Here is a 15,685-nt window from a genome sequence, read left to right as displayed (position 1 = left end):
CCCTGTCTCAGGCCTGGTCGGTGGGCGTGCCGGTGCGGGTTTCGCCGTCGTCGTCGGCGGTGGGCGCGAGGATCGCCTCGATCTCGGCGCGTACGCGGTCCTCGATCTCCTGGGCGAGCCCGGCGACGGTGGGCCGCTCGAAGGCGACCCGGACGGGCAGGTCGAGGTCGAACTCGTCCTGAAGCCGCGAGATCAGCCGGACCGCGAGGATCGAGTGGCCGCCGCGCTCGAAGAAGTTGTCGTCGGCGCCGATCTTGTCCACGAGGAGGATCTGGCTCCACACCTCGGCGATGCGCGCCTCGACCTCGGAGCGCGGGGCGACATAGGTGTCGGTGACCGTCGCGCCGGGGTCGGGCAGGGCCCTGCGGTCGGCCTTGCCGTTGGCCGTGAGCGGGATCGCGTCCAGCTCCACGAACACCGACGGCACCATGTACGGCGGCAGTGCCTCGGCGAGGGACTCGGCGAGCCCGTCGCTGTCGCCGACGACGTACGCGATCAGCTGCTGCTCGTCGGAGACGACGACGGCGGCGTCGGACACCGACGCCTGCGCGACCAGCGCGGCACGGATCTCGCCCAGCTCGATGCGGTAGCCCCGCACCTTGACCTGGTCGTCGATGCGGCCGACGAACTCGACCGCCCCGTCGGCCCGCCACCGGACCAGGTCGCCGGTCCGGTACAGGCGCTCGCCCGAGCCCCCGTACGGGTCGGGCAGGAACCGCTCGGCGGTCAGCCCGGGGCGTCCCGCGTAACCGCGCGCGACACCCGTCCCGCCGACGAACAGCTCCCCCACGACCCCGACCGGAACCGGACGCATCCCCCCATCAAGCACCCGCATCACCATGTTGGGAAGGGGCCGTCCGATGGGCACGACTCCCGTGAACTCCTCCTCCAGCGGGAACACACACGTCCCCACCGTCGCCTCGGTCGGCCCGTACTCATTGATGACCTGCCCGTCACCGAGCAACTGCCGCCAGCGCTCCACCAACTGCCCCGGAAGCGCCTCACCGGCCACCACCACACGGGAAACGAGCGACTGGATCTCAGCATCACCCAACTGACCATCCAGCACTTCCAGATGACCAGGCGTCAGCTTGATGAACGCGAACGGACCCGCCGCCACCAGCGCATCACCCAGCTCCGTCAGCTCACCGCCATACAGCCACACCCGCTGACCGGCCACCAACGGCGCCCACACATTCGGCACCACCAAATCGAAGGCCACCGACGAGAACACCGGCGCACCACCCGAACCAGCAGCCGCCAGCTCCCGCTCCGCCCACTCCACATGATTCGCCAAGCCCCGGTGCGTGACCTCCACACCCTTGGGCCGACCCGTCGAACCCGACGTGAACACCGTGTACGCCACAGCATCCAGATCAACCGCAACTTCGGGTGCCCGCACCGGATACGCCGACAGATCCTCAGCCGTCAGCACCACCGGCACATCGACGAAACGGTCCGCGTACTCGACCGACGTCACAGCGGCCGACACCTTGCCATCCACCACCATCGCCGCAATCCGCTCCGAAGGAAGCACCGGATCCATCGGTACGTAACCCGCACCCGCACGCCACACACCCAACAACGCCACCATCAGCTCAACCGAACGATCCAGCAGCACCGCCACCGACGAACCCACACCCACACCATCAGCACGCAGACGATGAGCCAGACGATTCGCCGCCACATCCAACTCCGCATACGAGAGCCGCTGTTCACCACACTCGACGGCCACAGAATCCGGGGCCCGGACCACCTGCCGCGCCACCAACTCCGGCACCGACACACCCGACACCAACGCCGCCGACTCCGAGCCGCCCCACGCGCGCAGCAGGCGGCGTTCCTGGACGGAGGAGATGTCGAGGGCCGACAGGGGCAGCTCGGGGTGGGAGGCCACGCCTTCCAGGAGGCGGACGTAGTGCTCGGCCATGCGGGCCGCGGTCGGCTGGTCGAAGAGGGCCGTCGCGTACTCGAAGGCGCCGACGAGGGAGCCGTCCGCCTGGCACCACATGAACAGCGTCAGGTCCGTCTTGGCGACGCGCCAGGCGCCCTGGAAGGCGTCCATCAGGACGTCGTCGGTGGCGACGGCGGTGGCGCCCTCGTCCTGGAGGTCGAAGGCCACCTGGTACAGCGGGGTGCGGGAGAGGTCGCGCACCGGCTGGAGCTCGTCCACGAGGCGCTCGAACGGCAGCTCCTGGTGGGCGAACCCGGCGAGCGTCGTGGTGCGCACGCGGTCGAGCAGCTCGGTGAACGCGGGGTCGCCGCTCGTGTCGCAGCGCAGGACCAGGGAGTTGAGGAAGAAGCCGACCGTGTCCTGCGTCTCGGGGCGGGTGCGGCCCGTGACCGGGCTGCCGACGCCGATGTCGTCCTGCCCGGAGTAGCGGGCGAGGAGCCCGGCGAAGGCCGCGAGGAAGGTGACGTACGGGGTGGCGCCGTGGCGGCGGCCGACGCCGGTGAGGGTGTCGGCGAGCCCGGCGGGGATGGTGAAGCGGACCCCCGCGCCGTGGGCGTCGCGCCGGGCGGGCCGGGGCCGGTCCGTGGGCAGCTGGAGTTCCGTGAGGTCCGCCAACTGCTCCTTCCAGTACTCCAGTTCGCGGTCGAGGGCCGGGTCGTCGGCGCGCTCGGACTGCCAGGCGGCGTAGTCGGCGTACTGGACGGACGGCTCGGCGAGGTCCGGGGCGCGGCCCTCGGAGCGGGCGGCGCACAGCTCCCGCAGCTCGCGCTCCAGGAGGACCGTCGACCAGCCGTCGGTGGCGATGTGGTGGGTGGTGACGAGCAGCACGGGGCCACCCTTCGGCACGTGGACGAGCAGCGCCCGCCACAGGGGCCCTTCGCCCAGGTCGAAGCCGCGGCCGAACTGCTCTCCGAAGAGCCTCTCCAGCTCGTCCTCACCGGCGTGCTCGACCCGCAGTTCCACGGGGGCGGCGGGCACGACGGCCTGCCGGGGCTCCTCGCCGCGCAGCACGTAGCGGGTGCGCAGCGACTCGTGCCGGGCCTCCAGCGCGTCCAGGGCCCCCTGCACGGCGGCCGTGGTCGTGCCCGTGGGCAGCCGCAGGAACATGGGCGCCACCCACTCGGGGCTGCCCGGGTGCATGCGGTCGAGGAACCACAGCCGGTGCTGGCCGAAGGACAGGGGCAGCGGCTCCGTGCGCGGGACGGGCGTCACCGGCGGCACGGCGGGCCGCGCCTCTTCGAGGAGGCGCGCCTGCGCCTCGACGGTGGAGGCGCCGAACAGGCCGCGCAGCTGTACGTCGCCGCCCGAGGCGGTGCGCAGCGCGTCGGCGAGGCGGGTCAGGACGAGCGAGGAGCCGCCGAGGGCGAAGAAGTCGTCGTGGGCGCCGACCCGTTCGATCTGGAGCAGCTCCTCCCAGACCTGGGCGACGAGCCTCTCGGCGGGCGTGCGCGGCGCGGTGTACGTGCCCCGGGCGCCCTGGTCGTCGACCGGGTCCGGCAGGGCCGCGCGGTCGACCTTGCCGCTCGTGGTGAGCGGGAAGGCGTCGAGGGTGACGAACAGCGAGGGGATCATCGCCTCGGGCAGCCGGCCCCGCAGGGAGCGGCGCAGCTCGTCGCGCGGCACGCGGCGGCCGGTGGTGAGGTAGGCGACGAGCCGCTTCCCGCCGGGGGTCTCGCGGGCCGCGACGACGGCGCCGCGCACGTCCTGGTGGGCGGTCAGCGCGGCCTCGACCTCGGCGGGCTCGATGCGTACGCCGTTGACCTTCACCTGGTGGTCGGCGCGGCCGAGGAAGTCGAGGGCGCCGTCGGAGCGCCAGCGGGCGAGGTCGCCCGTGCGGTACATGCGGCTGCCGGCCGGGCCGTGCGGGTCGGGCACGAACCGTTCGGCGGTCCCCGCGGGGTTGCCCGCGTAGCCGCGGGCGACGCCCACGCCCGCCGCGTACAGCTCGCCGACGACGCCGATCGGCACCGGCGCGAACTCCTCGTCGAGGACGTAGGCCCGCATCCCGTCGAGGGGGCGGCCGATCGGCACGGCGTCGGTGTGCCGCTCCGGGTCGAAGAGCTGGCCGCTGACGTCGATGGAGCACTCGGTGGGCCCGTACGTGTTCCACACCTGGGCGCCGGAGGGCTCGGCGAGGCGGCGGCACAGCGCGGCGTCCAGCGGCTCGCCCGCGGAGGCGACCAGGCGCAGCGCACCGCAGTCGGCCCAGGCGGGCTCCTGGACGGCCATCCGCAGGACCGACGGCACGCCCTGCAGGACGGTGACGCGCCGCTCGGCGACGGTGCGGGCGAGCAGCGCCGGGTCGGACTCGGCGCCCGCGGGAGCCATCACGACGGTGCCGCCCGCGGCGAGCGGCGCGAACAGCTCCCAGGCCGCCGCGTCGAAGGTGATCACGGTCTTCTGGAGCACCCGGTCCCCCGCGGAGAGACCCTGGTGGGAGAGCGACCAGGCCACGCGGTTGGCGATGCCGCCGTGCTGGATGACGACGCCCTTGGGGCGGCCGGTGGACCCCGAGGTGTAGGTGAGGTACGCGGCGTGCTCGGCGGAGACCTCGACCGCCACGTCCTCCTGGGGGAGCCCGTCGAAGGCGCCCTCCTCGTCCAGGGCGGCGACGCGCCCGGCCAGGGCGGCTTCGAAGAGCCCGGCCGAGGCCCGCGTGGTCAGGGCGAGGGCCGCCCCACTGTCCCGGGTCACCCAGGTGTTCCGCTCCGCCGGGTGCCCCGCGTCGAGGGGCACGTACGCCGCGCCGGCCCGCCACACGCCGAGCAGCGCCGCGAGCAGGTCGCGCCCGCGGGGCAGACACACGGCGACGCGCGCCTCGGGTGCGACGCCGCGCGCCACGAGCAGCCGCGCGACGTCGCCCGCCCGCCGGTCGAGCTGTTCGTAGGTGAGGGAGCCGAGGTCGTCCTCGACCGCGACGGCCCGCGGCGTCGACGCGGCCTGGGCGGCGATGAGCTGATGGAGCGGGACGGTCATGTCTGTTTCTCCGTAAGAGTGTCGAGCCGCGGTGTCAGAGGGCCGGCGTCGGCAGGAAGTCGCTGACGACGGTGCCGATGCCGCAGCGGCGCGCCTTGTCGTGGACGAAGCGGGCCAGGGCCAGGTCCAGGACGCCGAGGCCGAACGGCGAGAACACCAGGGGCCTGCCCGGGGCGGGGCTCAGGGTGGCCCGTCCGCGCAGCAGCTCGCCGACGCCGGCCTCGATGAAGTCCCGTCCGCCGGTTTCCTGTTCGGCCAGGTGGATGGAGGTGCGCTCGCGGCAGACGTGGTCGACGTCGTCGACGACGTTGTGCGCGCCGAGGATCGCGGGCACGGTCAGGTCCCGCAGCGACACGTGCAGCACGGCGGCCGACGGCGGGCAGGCGGCGAGGCCGGTGTGCGGGGTCGCCGCGGTCGTGGCGAAGGACACCAGGTCGTGGTCGGCGAGGGCGTCGTCGAGCCGGTCGCGCCGGCGGACCTTGACGTCGGGCAGCAGCCGCGCGTTGTCCCGGGCGAAGCAGCGGGCCCGCTCGGGGTCGCTGTCGTACAGGGTGAGGTCCGTCAGTTCGGGCCGGTCGGCGGCGAGGAAGCGCAGGACCTCGCGGTTGATGACGCCGCAGCCGATGAGGGTGACGCCGGTGGGCCTGCGCTCGCCCAGGAGCAGCCGGGCGCCGAGCGCCGCGGAGGCCGCGGTGCGCCGGGCGGAGATCACCGAGGCCTCGATCAGGGCCTCGGGGTGGCCGTTCTTCAGGGAGTTGAGCAGGATCGCGGCGCTGGCGCGCTGGAGGCCCGAGGCGACGTTGTCGGGGAAGGAAGCGATCCACTTCATGCCCGCGACGGCTTCCTGGCCCTCGTCGCCGTCCGTCGGCGCGCTCGCGCCGAGGTAGCCGGGCAGCCCGATGATGCGGTCCTTCGGCCGGTCGGGGAAGCGCAGGAACACCGAGTGCGGAAGGCTGGTGCGGCCTTCGTCGTGCGCGGTGTACGCGGCGGCGACCAGGTCGATGAGCTCCCGCTCGCGCCCGGCGAGCAGCCCCTCCACCGCGCCGTGTCCGAGGATCAGCATGCTGCGACCGCCATGGTGTGTCCCTGTTCCTTCCACAGGTGCTCGATGTCGCCGAAGTGGCGTCGCACCCAGTCGTCGTCGTAGATCGTGTCGAGGTAGCGGTCGCCGCGGTCCGGGAAGACCAGCACGCAGGTGCTGCCCGGGGGGATGCGGTCCGCGAGCTTGCCGAGCGCCGCGGTGACGGCGCCCGACGAGCCGCCCGCGAGGATGGCCTCGCGCAGCGTCAGGGTCCGGCAGCCCACGACGCACTCCAGGTCGGAGACGAGGACCACCTCGTCGGCGGCGCTCGGGTCGAAGAGTTCGGGGCGCACGGCGGCGCCGTGGCCGGGCAGCAGGCGCGGCCCGGGCGGCCCGCCGAACAGCACGCTGCCGAGCGCGTCGACGCCCACGACCGTCGTGTTCAGGCCGCGGTCGCGGATGTACTGGGCGCAGCCGCGCAGGGTGCCGCCGGTGCCGGTGGAGCAGAAGAGGTAGTCGACCCTGCCGTCGAGCGCCTCGTCGATCTCCCGCATGGTGCGCACGTGGGCGCGCGGGTTGAGCGGGTTGCGGTACTGGTTGGGCCAGTACGCGCCGGGTGTCGTCGCCACCAGCTCGCGCACCCGCGCGAGCCGGCTCGGCAGATAGGCGCCGGTCTCCGGGTCGGGCTCGGTGACCATGTCGACGGTGACCTCGTAGGCGCGCAGGATCGCCAGGTTCTGCCGGGTGGTGCGCGGGTCGACGACGCACGTGAAGTCGATGCCGTAGTAGCGGCAGATCTGCGCGATGCCGATCGCGAGGTTGCCGGAGCTCGACTCCACCACGGTGGACCGGCCGGGCAGCAGCTCCCCGGCCCGGATCTTGCCCAGGAGCATGGAGAGCGCCGAGCGGTCCTTGACGCTGCCGCCGGGGTTGGCCGACTCCAGCTTGGCGAAGACGCGGGAGCCGAAGCTCGGCAGGAGCCCGCCGAGTTCCACCAGCGGGGTGCCGCCGACGGCGTCGAGGATGCTGTCGTGGACCGCGGTGCGGGCGCTCACGCCTGCCCGCCGCTCAGCGCGAGCAGCAGGTCCCGCTCGGTGTCGTCGGTGAGCGGCACCCGGGCGACCCGGGTGTCGGGCGCCTCGACGGTGGCCGTGACGCACCGCTGGAACTGGTCGAACAGCCGCTGGGCGGTGGCCTCTTCGAACAGGTCGGTGTCGTAGCGCAGGGCCACGGTGAGGCCGTGCGCGTCGCGGGTGATCTCCAGGGCCAGGTCGCACTGGCCCTCCAGGTGCGGGATCTCGACGTAGGCGAGCTCGTGTCCGGCGAGGGCCACCTTCTCGCCCGCGACCAGGCCGTCCATGCCGTGTCCGAACCGGTCGGTGGCGACCATGGTGACGGAGATGCGGAACAGCGGCCCGGAGGCGCCCTGTGCGACCAGCGGGAACGGGTAGGAGACGCGCGCGGTGGCCTGCCGGACGCGGTCCGCCGCCGCGTCCACGGCTTCGCGCAAGGTGGTCTCGCGGTCGAACCGGGCGCGGATCAGGACCGGGTTGACGAAGTAGCCGATGATGTCGGCGGCCGCCGCGCGCCGGGTGGAGGCCGGGCAGGCGATGAGGAAGTCGCTCTGGCCCGTGCAGCGGTGCAGCATGGCCTGGAAGGCGCCCACCATCAGGGCGAACGGCGACACGTGGCGCTCGGCGGCGGCCTCGGACACCGCCTGAGCGAGCGCGTCGGGCAGCCGGCGCACCAGGCTGGCCCCGGTGTGCGAGGACACCGCGGGGCGCGGCCGGTCGGTGGGCAGCTCGGCGGGGGTGGAGCCCTCGCACTCGGCGCGCCAGAACTCTCCCTGCCCGGTGCCGCGCGGCGAGTCGAGGAGGGTGCGCTCCCGGCCCACGAACTCGTCGTAGTCGTGGGTGATGGGCTGCCAGTCGGGGGCACGCCCGGCGATCTCCGCCTCGTAGGCGGCGAACAGGTCGCGCCACAGCAGCCACTGCGAGATGGCGTCGGTCGCGATGTGGTGCGTGACGACGACCAGCAGCGCGTCCGTGCGGCGCAGCAGCAGCGTGGCCCGCACCGCCCCCTCGTCCTGGAGCCTGAAGGGCGCGCGCACCTCGGCGTTGACGCGGCGGCGCAGCTCCTCCTCGTCGGCGTCCGGCACCTCGACGACCGCGATCTGCGCGGCCTCCTCCGGGGCGTCGACGACGCGCCGGGGCCGGCCCGCGACCTCGGTGTAGCGCGAGCGCAGCATCGGGTGCCGGGTGAGCAGGGCCCGCCAGGCCCGGTCCAGGGCCGCCAGGTCGGGGGCGGGCGTGATCCGCCCGCCGCCCGCGAGGTTGTAGGTGGTGGACTCGGGGTGCAGCGTGTGCAGCAGCCACAGCCCCTCCTGCCCCACCGACAGGGGCAGCGTCCCGGCCAAGGGGTCGGTGCGGTCCATGCGTCAGACCCCTGCCTTGGCCTCGACGAGGAAGTCGACGACGTCGCGCACGCGCAGCAGCGTCGCCACGGTGTCGTCGGGCACCGAGAGCTGGTAGGTCTTCTCTACGGCGGCGAGCAGGTCGACGCGGGTGAGCGAGTCCATGCCGAGCTCCTCGAAGCTGGATTCGGCGGTGACCTCGCCGTCCAGGTCGAAGGCGGTGTCCTGAACGAGGCGGACGACGTCGGCGGTGAGTGCGTCTCTGGCCATGGTGTGACCTCTTTCTGTGTGCGGTTGGGGACGTGGATGGAAGGTGACGGATGAAGTGCGCTGCGGCACGGGAGTGCCCCGAAGGGGCGCGGGGAACGGCGCGACCAGCCACGACGAGGCCCGCAGCCGATCGACGGCACCACAGCGCGGCAAACCCAGCGAAGCGTTACGGCATGCGCACGATCTGGCCCGCGTAGGTGAGCCCGGCGCCGAAGCCGAGCAGCAGCACGATGTCGCCGGGGGTGCTGCGGCCGCTGTCGTAGAGGCTGCTGAGGGCCAGCGGTACGGACGCGGCCGAGGTGTTGCCGGTGACGACGACGTCGTTGACGACGCGCTCCGGCGGCAGCCCCAGTTCGTGGGTGAGGGTCCTGATGATGCGGTTGTTGGCCTGGTGGGGCACGAACCAGTCGACGTCGTCGATGGTGATGCCCGCGGCCGCGCAGGCGCGGTGGGCGACGTCCGGCATGGTGGCGGTCGACCACTTGTAGACCAGCGGCCCGTTCATCTGGACGTACTCGCGGCCGTCGGCCTTCTCCGTGATGCCGAGCACCTTGTGCCGGGCGCCGTCGCTGCCCCACACGGCGGGTCCGACGCCCACCTCGGTGGAGCGGGAGACGACGGCGGCACCGGCACCGTCGCCGAAGATGACGAAGGTGTCCGGGTCCTGGGGGTCGATCCAGTCGCTGGTGCGTTCGGCGCCGACGACCAGGACGGTCCGGGCCTCACCGAGCCGGACCGCGTTGGACGCCATCGCGAGGGAGTAGGTGAAGCCCGCGCAGACCGCGTTCAGGTCGTACGCGCCGGAGTTGGGCAGGCCGATGCGGCTGGCCACCTCCGGGGCGATGCCGGGCATGCGGCGCTTGCGGGTGGCGGTCGCGACGATGGTGAGGTCCACCTCGGCGGGGTCGACGTCGGCGTGCACGAGCGCCTTCTCCCCGGCCGCCACGGACATGGCGACCAGGCCCTCGCCCTCTCCCGCGTGGTGGCGGGTCTTGATGCCCGTGCGCTGCTCGATCCACTCGGGGGACACCGTCGTGAGCGGCGCCAGGTCCTCGTTGGTGAGCTGCCGGGCGGGCCGGTAGGCGGCGATGCCCGTGATGCGCGAGCCGTAGGTGCGCTCGTCTTGCAACAGGTCTGCCAGGGGCATGTCTTCCTCGACTTCTCTGAAGTGTCCTCGGCGCTCGGGGCGCTCAGGTGTCCGAAGGCTCGGCCATGGCGACGGCGATGCGCCGGGGGCCGGTGAAGGGCTCACGCGCGTGCGCGGTGAGCATGTTGTCGACGATCAGCACGTCGTCGCGCTGCCAGTCGAAGCGGACCGTCGCGGCCCGGTAGGCGGCGCGCAGCTGGTCGGTGACGGCGTCGGGGATCGCGCCGCCGTCGCCGTAGTAGGTGTGGGTCGGCAGGTCCGGGTCGTCGAAGATGGCCCGCAGCCCCGCGCTCACGTCCTTGGCGAGGGTGGTGAGGTTGAAGAACGTGGCGTGGTTGAACCACACCTGCTCCCCGGTCACGGGGTGGCGGTGCACGGCGTGCCGCACCGCGGTGGTGCGCAGGCCGCCCCCGGGACGCCACTCGGCGGTGATGTCGCGCTCGGCGCAGTACGCCGTGACGGCCGCCCTGTCGGTGGTGTTGAAGGCCTCCTGCCAGGGCACGCCGAAGCCCGGGTGGAAGTTGCGCACGACCTGCCAGCCGCGCCGCTGGAACTCCTCGCGGACCTCCGGGTCGAGGGAGCGCAGCACCTGCCGGGTGTCGGCCAGCGGGGTCGCGCCCTGCGTGGTGGGCGGCTCGACGCAGTAGAAGTACAGGGTGCGCGGCCACACCGCCTGGTAGGAGTTCTCGTTGTGCAGGAAGATCTCCTCGTCCGGCGGGTAGTCGGTCGAGGTGTACACCTGGCCCTTGATGGTGCTGCGGGGTGACGACCGCTCGGCGTAGGCCAGCGGCGGCGTGCCGGAGAAGGCGCGCACCGTCCCGTCGAACCCGTCGACGCCCCCGACGTCGAAGCCGCGCAGGAGCAGGGCGCCGCGCTCGGTGAGCTGGGCGCGCAGCGCCGTCCGACGGGCGTGGATGTAGTCCTGTACCCGGGTCCCGGGGACCTCGGGCCGGTGCAGCCCGGGCAGGGTGCCGGCGCCGGCCCAGCCCGCGGGCACCTCTTCGACCTGGTGGCTCATGGCTGTCTCGCTCTCTCGCTCTCCGCGGCCCGGCGCCGTCAGTCCGACATGGCGACGAGGACGCGCCGGTCGCCGGTGAACGGGCGGCGGCCGTGCGCCAGCAGGACGTTGTCGATGAGCAGCAGGTCGCCCTGGTACCAGTCGACGTCGACGGCGGCCGCCAGGCCGCGGTCGCGGATCTGGGTGACGTACTCGCCCGGGATGCGGCCGCCGTCGGCGAAGGTGACCATCTGGGGCAGCTGGTCCTCGGGCAGGATCGCGGCGAGCTCGGCGGCCGTCTCGTCGCCGAGCCCCGCCGGGTGCCACTGGTCGGCCTGGTTGAACCACACCTCGGCGCCGGTGACCGGGTGCCGGGTGGTGGCGGGCCGCACGGACTCCACGCGCAGGGAGCCGTCGCGCTGCCAGTCCCACTCGGCGCCCGAGCCCTTCAGGAACTCCTCCACGACGCCGCGCTCGGCGGTCTCGAAGGTGTCCTGCCAGCTCTTGCCGAGGCCGTAGCCGTCGTGCAGGTTCTGGATGTAGCGCACGCCGCCCGCGAAGGCCTCGCGCACCTCCGGATCGAGGGCCGCCAGCCACCGGGCGGCGTCCAGGACGGGGGTGGCGCCGCCCCCGCCGGGCTGGATCGCGCAGTAGAAGGCGAGCCGGGCGGGCCACACGTGCGCGTAGCTCATCTCGTTGTGCATGGAGATGGTGAACTCGGGCGGGTACTCGGTGGACGTGTAGACGTTGCCGCCGACCTTGGTGCGCGGCGAGTTGCCGTGCACGTAGGCGAGGCGGTGCGGCAGCAGCCGGTCGAGGACCCGGTCGAGTTCGTCGGTGCCGACCTCGAACCCCCGGAACACCAGGGCGCGTTCGCGCACGAGGGCGGCGTCCAGGCCGCCGTCGAGCTCGTCGATGCGGGTGAGCAGCTCGTCGGCGCCGCCGCCGGCGGCGGCCCGCACCTCGTGCGGGGCCCAGGTCTGGGATCGCGTCATGTCGCTGTCGTTCCTCTCGCGGTTGCCACCGGGGCGGGCGCGAGCCGCTCGGCGATGTCCGAGGTCAGCTCCGCCTCCCTGGGGGCGAGGTAGAAGTGGTCTCCTGAGAACGCCCGGAGCGCGAAGTCACCGGTGGTGAACCCCTCCCAGGCGCGCACCCGGTCGCCCGAGCACCCCGGGTCGCGGTCGCCCAGGTAGGCGGTGATGGGCGCGTGCAGCGGGGCGGCCCCGGCGGCGGGCGCGTACGTCTCGACGAGCCGGTAGTCGCTGCGCAGCACGGGCAGCAGCAGCTCGCGCAGCTCGGGCTCGGCGAACGGGTCGACGCCGCCGAGGGTGCCGAGGCGGCGCACGGCGGCGAGCAGGACCTCGTCGGCCGCGCGGTGCAGCGTGGTGCGCCCGCCGTGCCCTGGGGCGGCCCGCGCGGACACCATGAGGTGGACGGGGGCGGGGCCCGCGCCCGCTTCGAGGCGCCGCGCGACCTCGTAGGCGACGCTCGCGCCCATGCTGTGCCCGAACAGGGCGAGCGGCACGTCGTCGTACCCGGCGAGGGCGCCGGTGATCCGGTCGGCGAGTTCGGGCATGGACTCCACGCACGGCTCGTCGAGCCGCTCCTGCCGTCCCGGGTAGCGCACGGCGACGACCTCGACGGCGGTGGGCAGGCGGTGCCGCCAGCCGTCGAAGAGCCGTGCGGTGCCGCCCGCGTGCGGGAAGCAGACCAGGCGCAGGCGCGGCGTCCGCGGCGGCCCGGGTGCGCGGTGGAACCACAGGCCCGGATCGTCGGACGCGGTCACAGGGCCATGCCTCCGTCGATGCGCAGCACCTGCCCGGTGACGTACGACGCCTCGTCGGACACCAAGTACGAGACGAGCGAGGCGACTTCCTCGGCGCGGCCGAAGCGGCGCAGCGGGATGGCGGTGAGGGCGCCCTGCACCGCCTTGTCGGGGAGGCCCGCGACCATGTCGGTGTCGATGAAGCCGGGCGCCACCACGTTGGCGCGCACTCCGTAGCGGCCCGCCTCCTTGGCGAGCGACAGGGTCAGGCCGATGATCCCGGCCTTGGAGGCGGCGTAGTTGGCCTGTCCCGAGTTGCCCGCGACGCCCGACACCGACGACAGCGTGACGATGGAGCCGCCGCGCCGTCCCATCAGGGGCCGCACCACGGACCGCAGCAGGTGGTAGGTGCCGTCGAGGTTGGTGCGGACGACCCCGTCCCACTCGTCGTCGGTCATGAGGCCGAGCGGCCGGTCCCGGGTGATGCCCGCGGAGGCCACCACGGCGTGCAGCGGCCCCAGTTCCCCCTCGGTCTCGGCGACGAGCTCGCGCACCGCGGCCCCGTCGGCGACGTCGACCTGCCGGGTCAGGGCGCGGCGGCCCGCGGCCTCGACCTCCTTGGCCACGACGTCGGCCGCCGCCCGGTCCGAGCGGTAGCACAGCGCAACGTCGAAGCCGTCCCGCGCGAGCCGGGTCGCCACCGCGCGCCCGATGCCCCGGGAGCCCCCGGTCACCAGCGCGACGCGTGCTTCTTGGCCCTTGCCCTGCTGCCCGGCCTGACGCCCGGCCCCCTGGTCCGACTCCACGTGAAGCCCCCCTCATTCGTTCGAATGAGTCGAGCGTCGGTTCGGTCGCTATATGTGACCTATACGGTGACCAGCCCGGCGCGGACGGGCCGCGCGGCCCTGTCGGGGACGCGGGCCCCCCGGTAGAGTGATCCGCCGTGAACTCACCTTCGAACGCGGCGGCCGAGGCCCCCGGCGGAACCCGCATACTGGGCGCGCTCCTGGCCGGACTGCCCGTCGCCGTCTGCGAGACGCGCGAGGACCCGGCCGAGGCGGTCCTGTACCCCGAAGAGGCCGTGCACGTGGCGAAGGCCGTGGACAAGCGGCGGCGGGAGTTCACCACCGCGCGGCACTGCGCCCGCACCGCGCTCGCCCGCATCGGCGTGCCGCCCGGGCCCATTCCGCGCGGCGAGAAGGGCGAGCCGGTGTGGCCGGACGGCGTGGTCGGCACCATGACGCACTGCGCGGGCTACCGCGCGGCGGTCGTCGCCGAAGCCGCCGCGGTGACCTCGCTCGGCATCGACGCGGAGCCCGCCGAGCGGCTCTCGGACCCGGGCGTGCTCGACCTGGTCAGCGACGAGGCGGAGCGCGCCGCGCTGGCCGCGCTCGCCGCCGAGCAGCCGTCCGTGCCCTGGGACCGGCTCCTGTTCAGCGCCAAGGAGTCCGTCTACAAGACGTGGTTCCCGCTGGCCCGGCGCTGGCTCGGCTTCGAGGACGCGCACCTGACCATCCGTGCCGACGGCACCTTCTCCGCCAAGATCCTGATCGAGGGCCCGCTGGTCGCGGGCTCCGAGCTGACCGGGCTCGACGGCCTGTGGACCATGCGGGACGGGATCATCGCGACGGCCATCGTGCTGCGCCCGGAGTGAGCCGCGCGCCGGGCGGCCGGGTCACGGCCGTTCGTCCCCCGCCCGCCCGGCGAGGCTCGCCCAGAACATCCCCTCGTACTCCTGGAGCAGCCGCCCCTGCCGCAGTGCCGTCCCGGGGGTGACGCCGCCCCCGGCCACGCCTTCCTCCAGCGCGGCCAGGGCCTCGCGGTCGAGGTCGGGGGCCGGCGCGGCGAAGAAGTCGAAGAACGCGCAGGCCTCGTCGGAGAAGCCGTAGCGCGTGCGCAGCGCGGCCGCGAGCGTCGCGCAGTAGCCGCCCCACGCGGCGAAGTTGGCGGTCAGGGCGAGCACCACGTCGGCCGGTTCGCCGTTGAGGGCCAGCCAGGCCACGTACGCGGGGTAGGCCTGGCAGCCCGCCCTCGGTGCGTACGCGCACTCCTCCTCCGCGCTCACCCGGCAGGCGGCGAGCAGCGGGCCGAGCCGGTCGGCCGCGAGGCGTTCGCCCTCGGCGAGGGAGGCGAAGAACGCGGCGCCCGCGGGCAGCCCCGCCCGCGCCGAGCGGTCCGCCAGGTGCAGGAAGGAACGGCGGTCGGCCGGAATGACCTGGCGCTGTTCCAGGGCGAGCGCGGCCACGGCGCCCCGCTCCGCCGTGCCGTCGGCGACGAGCGGCACGAACGGGTTGGCGTCCGGCGCGGGCAGGAGTTCCGCCGCCGCGCGGGCCAGCAGGTCCCGCGCCGTGAACTGCGGCCGCCCGCCGGGCTGCTCACGCGGCCCCGGGGTCGTCGACGTCATCGGGGGTTCCCCTTCCGTGGTGGTACGGCCACTGCGTACGCGTGGGCGCGTCCGCCGACCAGGTCGGCGGACGTTCCTCGCGTACGTCCCTCATGCACATCTCTCGTGTACGTCCTCCCCCGTCCTTGCGGAACTTTCCCGCCCTGGTGTTAGTTTCTACATCGTTGTAGAAACGAGCGGGCCGCGTCGGCACCGGCTGACGCCCGCTCACGAGCACCAACCCGATGGAGACTTTCCATGGCCCTGTGGGACCGCTTCAAGGAATCCGCCTCGACGATGCAGGCCCAGCTGCTCGCGAAGAAGAACGACCTCAAGAGCGGCTCCTTCCGCGACGCGAGCATGGCGATGTGCGCCCTGGTCGCGGCCGCCGACGGCACCGTCGACCAGGCCGAACGCCAGCGCGTGGCCCAGCTCATCGCGTCGAACGACGTGCTCCAGAACTTCCCGGCGGACGACCTGCGCCGCCGCTTCGACGAGTACGTGAACAAGCTCACGACCGACTTCGACTTCGGCAAGGTCAGCGTGTTGCAGGAGGTCGCCAAGGCCAAGAAGAAGCCCGCCGAGGCGCGTGCCGTGGTGCAGATCGGCATCGTCATCGGCGGCGCCGACGGCGACTTCGACAAGGACGAGCAGGCCGTCGTGCGCGAGGCGTGCTACGCCCTCGACCTGCCGCCGCACGAGTTCGACCTCTGACGGACGCCCCACGGGGCGCCGATGGCACCGCGGGCGGCGGCGCAC

13 protein-coding genes are annotated in these 15,685 nt (G+C 73.5%); 2 read left to right on the top strand and 11 right to left on the bottom strand.

The features are described from left to right. Window positions 1-7 precede the first annotated feature (7 nt). From AC5WAM_RS35260 to fabG, 10 genes are all read right to left on the bottom strand, one after another. Window positions 8-4,930 (bottom strand): amino acid adenylation domain-containing protein, encoded by a 4,923-nt coding sequence (locus tag AC5WAM_RS35260; protein WP_495519982.1) that lies wholly within the window; start codon window positions 4,928-4,930, stop codon window positions 8-10. Window positions 4,931-4,964: 34 nt separating this feature from the next. Next, window positions 4,965-5,993 (bottom strand): 2,3-diaminopropionate biosynthesis protein SbnB, encoded by a 1,029-nt coding sequence (sbnB, locus tag AC5WAM_RS35255; protein WP_495519981.1) that lies wholly within the window; start codon window positions 5,991-5,993, stop codon window positions 4,965-4,967. Next, complete coding sequence (gene sbnA, locus AC5WAM_RS35250; RefSeq protein ID WP_172383642.1) at window positions 5,987-7,006, bottom strand: 2,3-diaminopropionate biosynthesis protein SbnA; 1,020 nt, start codon at window positions 7,004-7,006, stop codon at window positions 5,987-5,989. Before sbnA ends, sbnB begins: the two co-directional genes overlap by 7 nt. Continuing rightward, complete coding sequence (locus tag AC5WAM_RS35245) at window positions 7,003-8,385, bottom strand: condensation domain-containing protein (protein WP_495519980.1); 1,383 nt, start codon at window positions 8,383-8,385, stop codon at window positions 7,003-7,005. The genes sbnA and AC5WAM_RS35245 overlap by 4 nt, the downstream gene beginning before the upstream one ends. A gap of 3 nt (window positions 8,386-8,388) precedes the next feature. Beyond that, window positions 8,389-8,634 carry an acyl carrier protein gene (locus AC5WAM_RS35240; protein WP_138958382.1) on the bottom strand — a complete coding sequence of 82 codons (246 nt, stop codon included), beginning with the start codon at window positions 8,632-8,634 and terminating at the stop codon, window positions 8,389-8,391. Window positions 8,635-8,800: 166 nt separating this feature from the next. Further along, window positions 8,801-9,781 (bottom strand): beta-ketoacyl-ACP synthase III, encoded by a 981-nt coding sequence (locus AC5WAM_RS35235; RefSeq protein ID WP_138958383.1) that lies wholly within the window; start codon window positions 9,779-9,781, stop codon window positions 8,801-8,803. A gap of 43 nt (window positions 9,782-9,824) precedes the next feature. After that, window positions 9,825-10,799, bottom strand: coding sequence for a TauD/TfdA family dioxygenase (locus AC5WAM_RS35230; protein WP_366795342.1), 975 nt, complete (start codon window positions 10,797-10,799; stop codon window positions 9,825-9,827). A 38-nt stretch (window positions 10,800-10,837) separates the two neighbouring features. After that, window positions 10,838-11,773 carry a TauD/TfdA family dioxygenase gene (locus AC5WAM_RS35225; RefSeq protein ID WP_366795341.1) on the bottom strand — a complete coding sequence of 312 codons (936 nt, stop codon included), beginning with the start codon at window positions 11,771-11,773 and terminating at the stop codon, window positions 10,838-10,840. Continuing rightward, window positions 11,770-12,564 carry a thioesterase II family protein gene (locus AC5WAM_RS35220; protein ID WP_495519979.1) on the bottom strand — a complete coding sequence of 265 codons (795 nt, stop codon included), beginning with the start codon at window positions 12,562-12,564 and terminating at the stop codon, window positions 11,770-11,772. Before AC5WAM_RS35220 ends, AC5WAM_RS35225 begins: the two co-directional genes overlap by 4 nt. Beyond that, window positions 12,561-13,349: a 3-oxoacyl-ACP reductase FabG gene (fabG, locus tag AC5WAM_RS35215; protein ID WP_366795339.1), complete on the bottom strand. Its 789-nt coding sequence runs from the start codon at window positions 13,347-13,349 to the stop codon at window positions 12,561-12,563. Before fabG ends, AC5WAM_RS35220 begins: the two co-directional genes overlap by 4 nt. Before the next feature lie 188 nt (window positions 13,350-13,537). Here fabG and AC5WAM_RS35210 point away from each other — a divergent pair, with 188 nt between their 5' ends. After that, the gene (locus tag AC5WAM_RS35210; protein WP_495523713.1) at window positions 13,538-14,197 is read left to right on the top strand and encodes a 4'-phosphopantetheinyl transferase family protein; all 660 of its coding nucleotides are present in this window, start codon (window positions 13,538-13,540) and stop codon (window positions 14,195-14,197) included. A gap of 21 nt (window positions 14,198-14,218) precedes the next feature. On the opposite strand, the gene AC5WAM_RS35205 is transcribed toward AC5WAM_RS35210, so the two are convergent. Next, a complete protein-coding gene (locus AC5WAM_RS35205; RefSeq protein ID WP_495519978.1) occupies window positions 14,219-14,947 on the bottom strand; it encodes a transcriptional regulator in 729 nt (242 codons plus the stop codon). A gap of 237 nt (window positions 14,948-15,184) precedes the next feature. Between AC5WAM_RS35205 and AC5WAM_RS35200 the strand changes: the two genes are divergently transcribed. After that, window positions 15,185-15,640: a tellurite resistance TerB family protein gene (locus AC5WAM_RS35200; protein WP_030678563.1), complete on the top strand. Its 456-nt coding sequence runs from the start codon at window positions 15,185-15,187 to the stop codon at window positions 15,638-15,640. Window positions 15,641-15,685: the final 45 nt, after the last annotated feature.

Source organism: Streptomyces sp. JLYT201 (assembly GCF_059448825.1).
Note: the sequence above shows the minus strand (reverse complement) of the source record. Positions and strands in the feature narration are given on the sequence as shown.

What these genes read in the sequence shown, in the direction of transcription:
- AC5WAM_RS35260 (WP_495519982.1), bottom strand. Translation starts at nt 4,930, where the DNA reads ATGACCGTCCCGCTCCATCAGCTCATCGCCGCCCAGGCCGCGTCGACG.
- AC5WAM_RS35230 (WP_366795342.1), bottom strand. Translation starts at nt 10,799, where the DNA reads ATGAGCCACCAGGTCGAAGAGGTGCCCGCGGGCTGGGCCGGCGCCGGC.
- AC5WAM_RS35205 (WP_495519978.1), bottom strand. Translation starts at nt 14,947, where the DNA reads ATGACGTCGACGACCCCGGGGCCGCGTGAGCAGCCCGGCGGGCGGCCG.
- AC5WAM_RS35245 (WP_495519980.1), bottom strand. Translation starts at nt 8,385, where the DNA reads ATGGACCGCACCGACCCCTTGGCCGGGACGCTGCCCCTGTCGGTGGGG.
- AC5WAM_RS35200 (WP_030678563.1), top strand. Translation starts at nt 15,185, where the DNA reads ATGGCCCTGTGGGACCGCTTCAAGGAATCCGCCTCGACGATGCAGGCC.
- sbnB (WP_495519981.1), bottom strand. Translation starts at nt 5,993, where the DNA reads ATGCTGATCCTCGGACACGGCGCGGTGGAGGGGCTGCTCGCCGGGCGC.
- AC5WAM_RS35225 (WP_366795341.1), bottom strand. Translation starts at nt 11,773, where the DNA reads ATGACGCGATCCCAGACCTGGGCCCCGCACGAGGTGCGGGCCGCCGCC.
- AC5WAM_RS35240 (WP_138958382.1), bottom strand. Translation starts at nt 8,634, where the DNA reads ATGGCCAGAGACGCACTCACCGCCGACGTCGTCCGCCTCGTTCAGGAC.
- AC5WAM_RS35235 (WP_138958383.1), bottom strand. Translation starts at nt 9,781, where the DNA reads ATGCCCCTGGCAGACCTGTTGCAAGACGAGCGCACCTACGGCTCGCGC.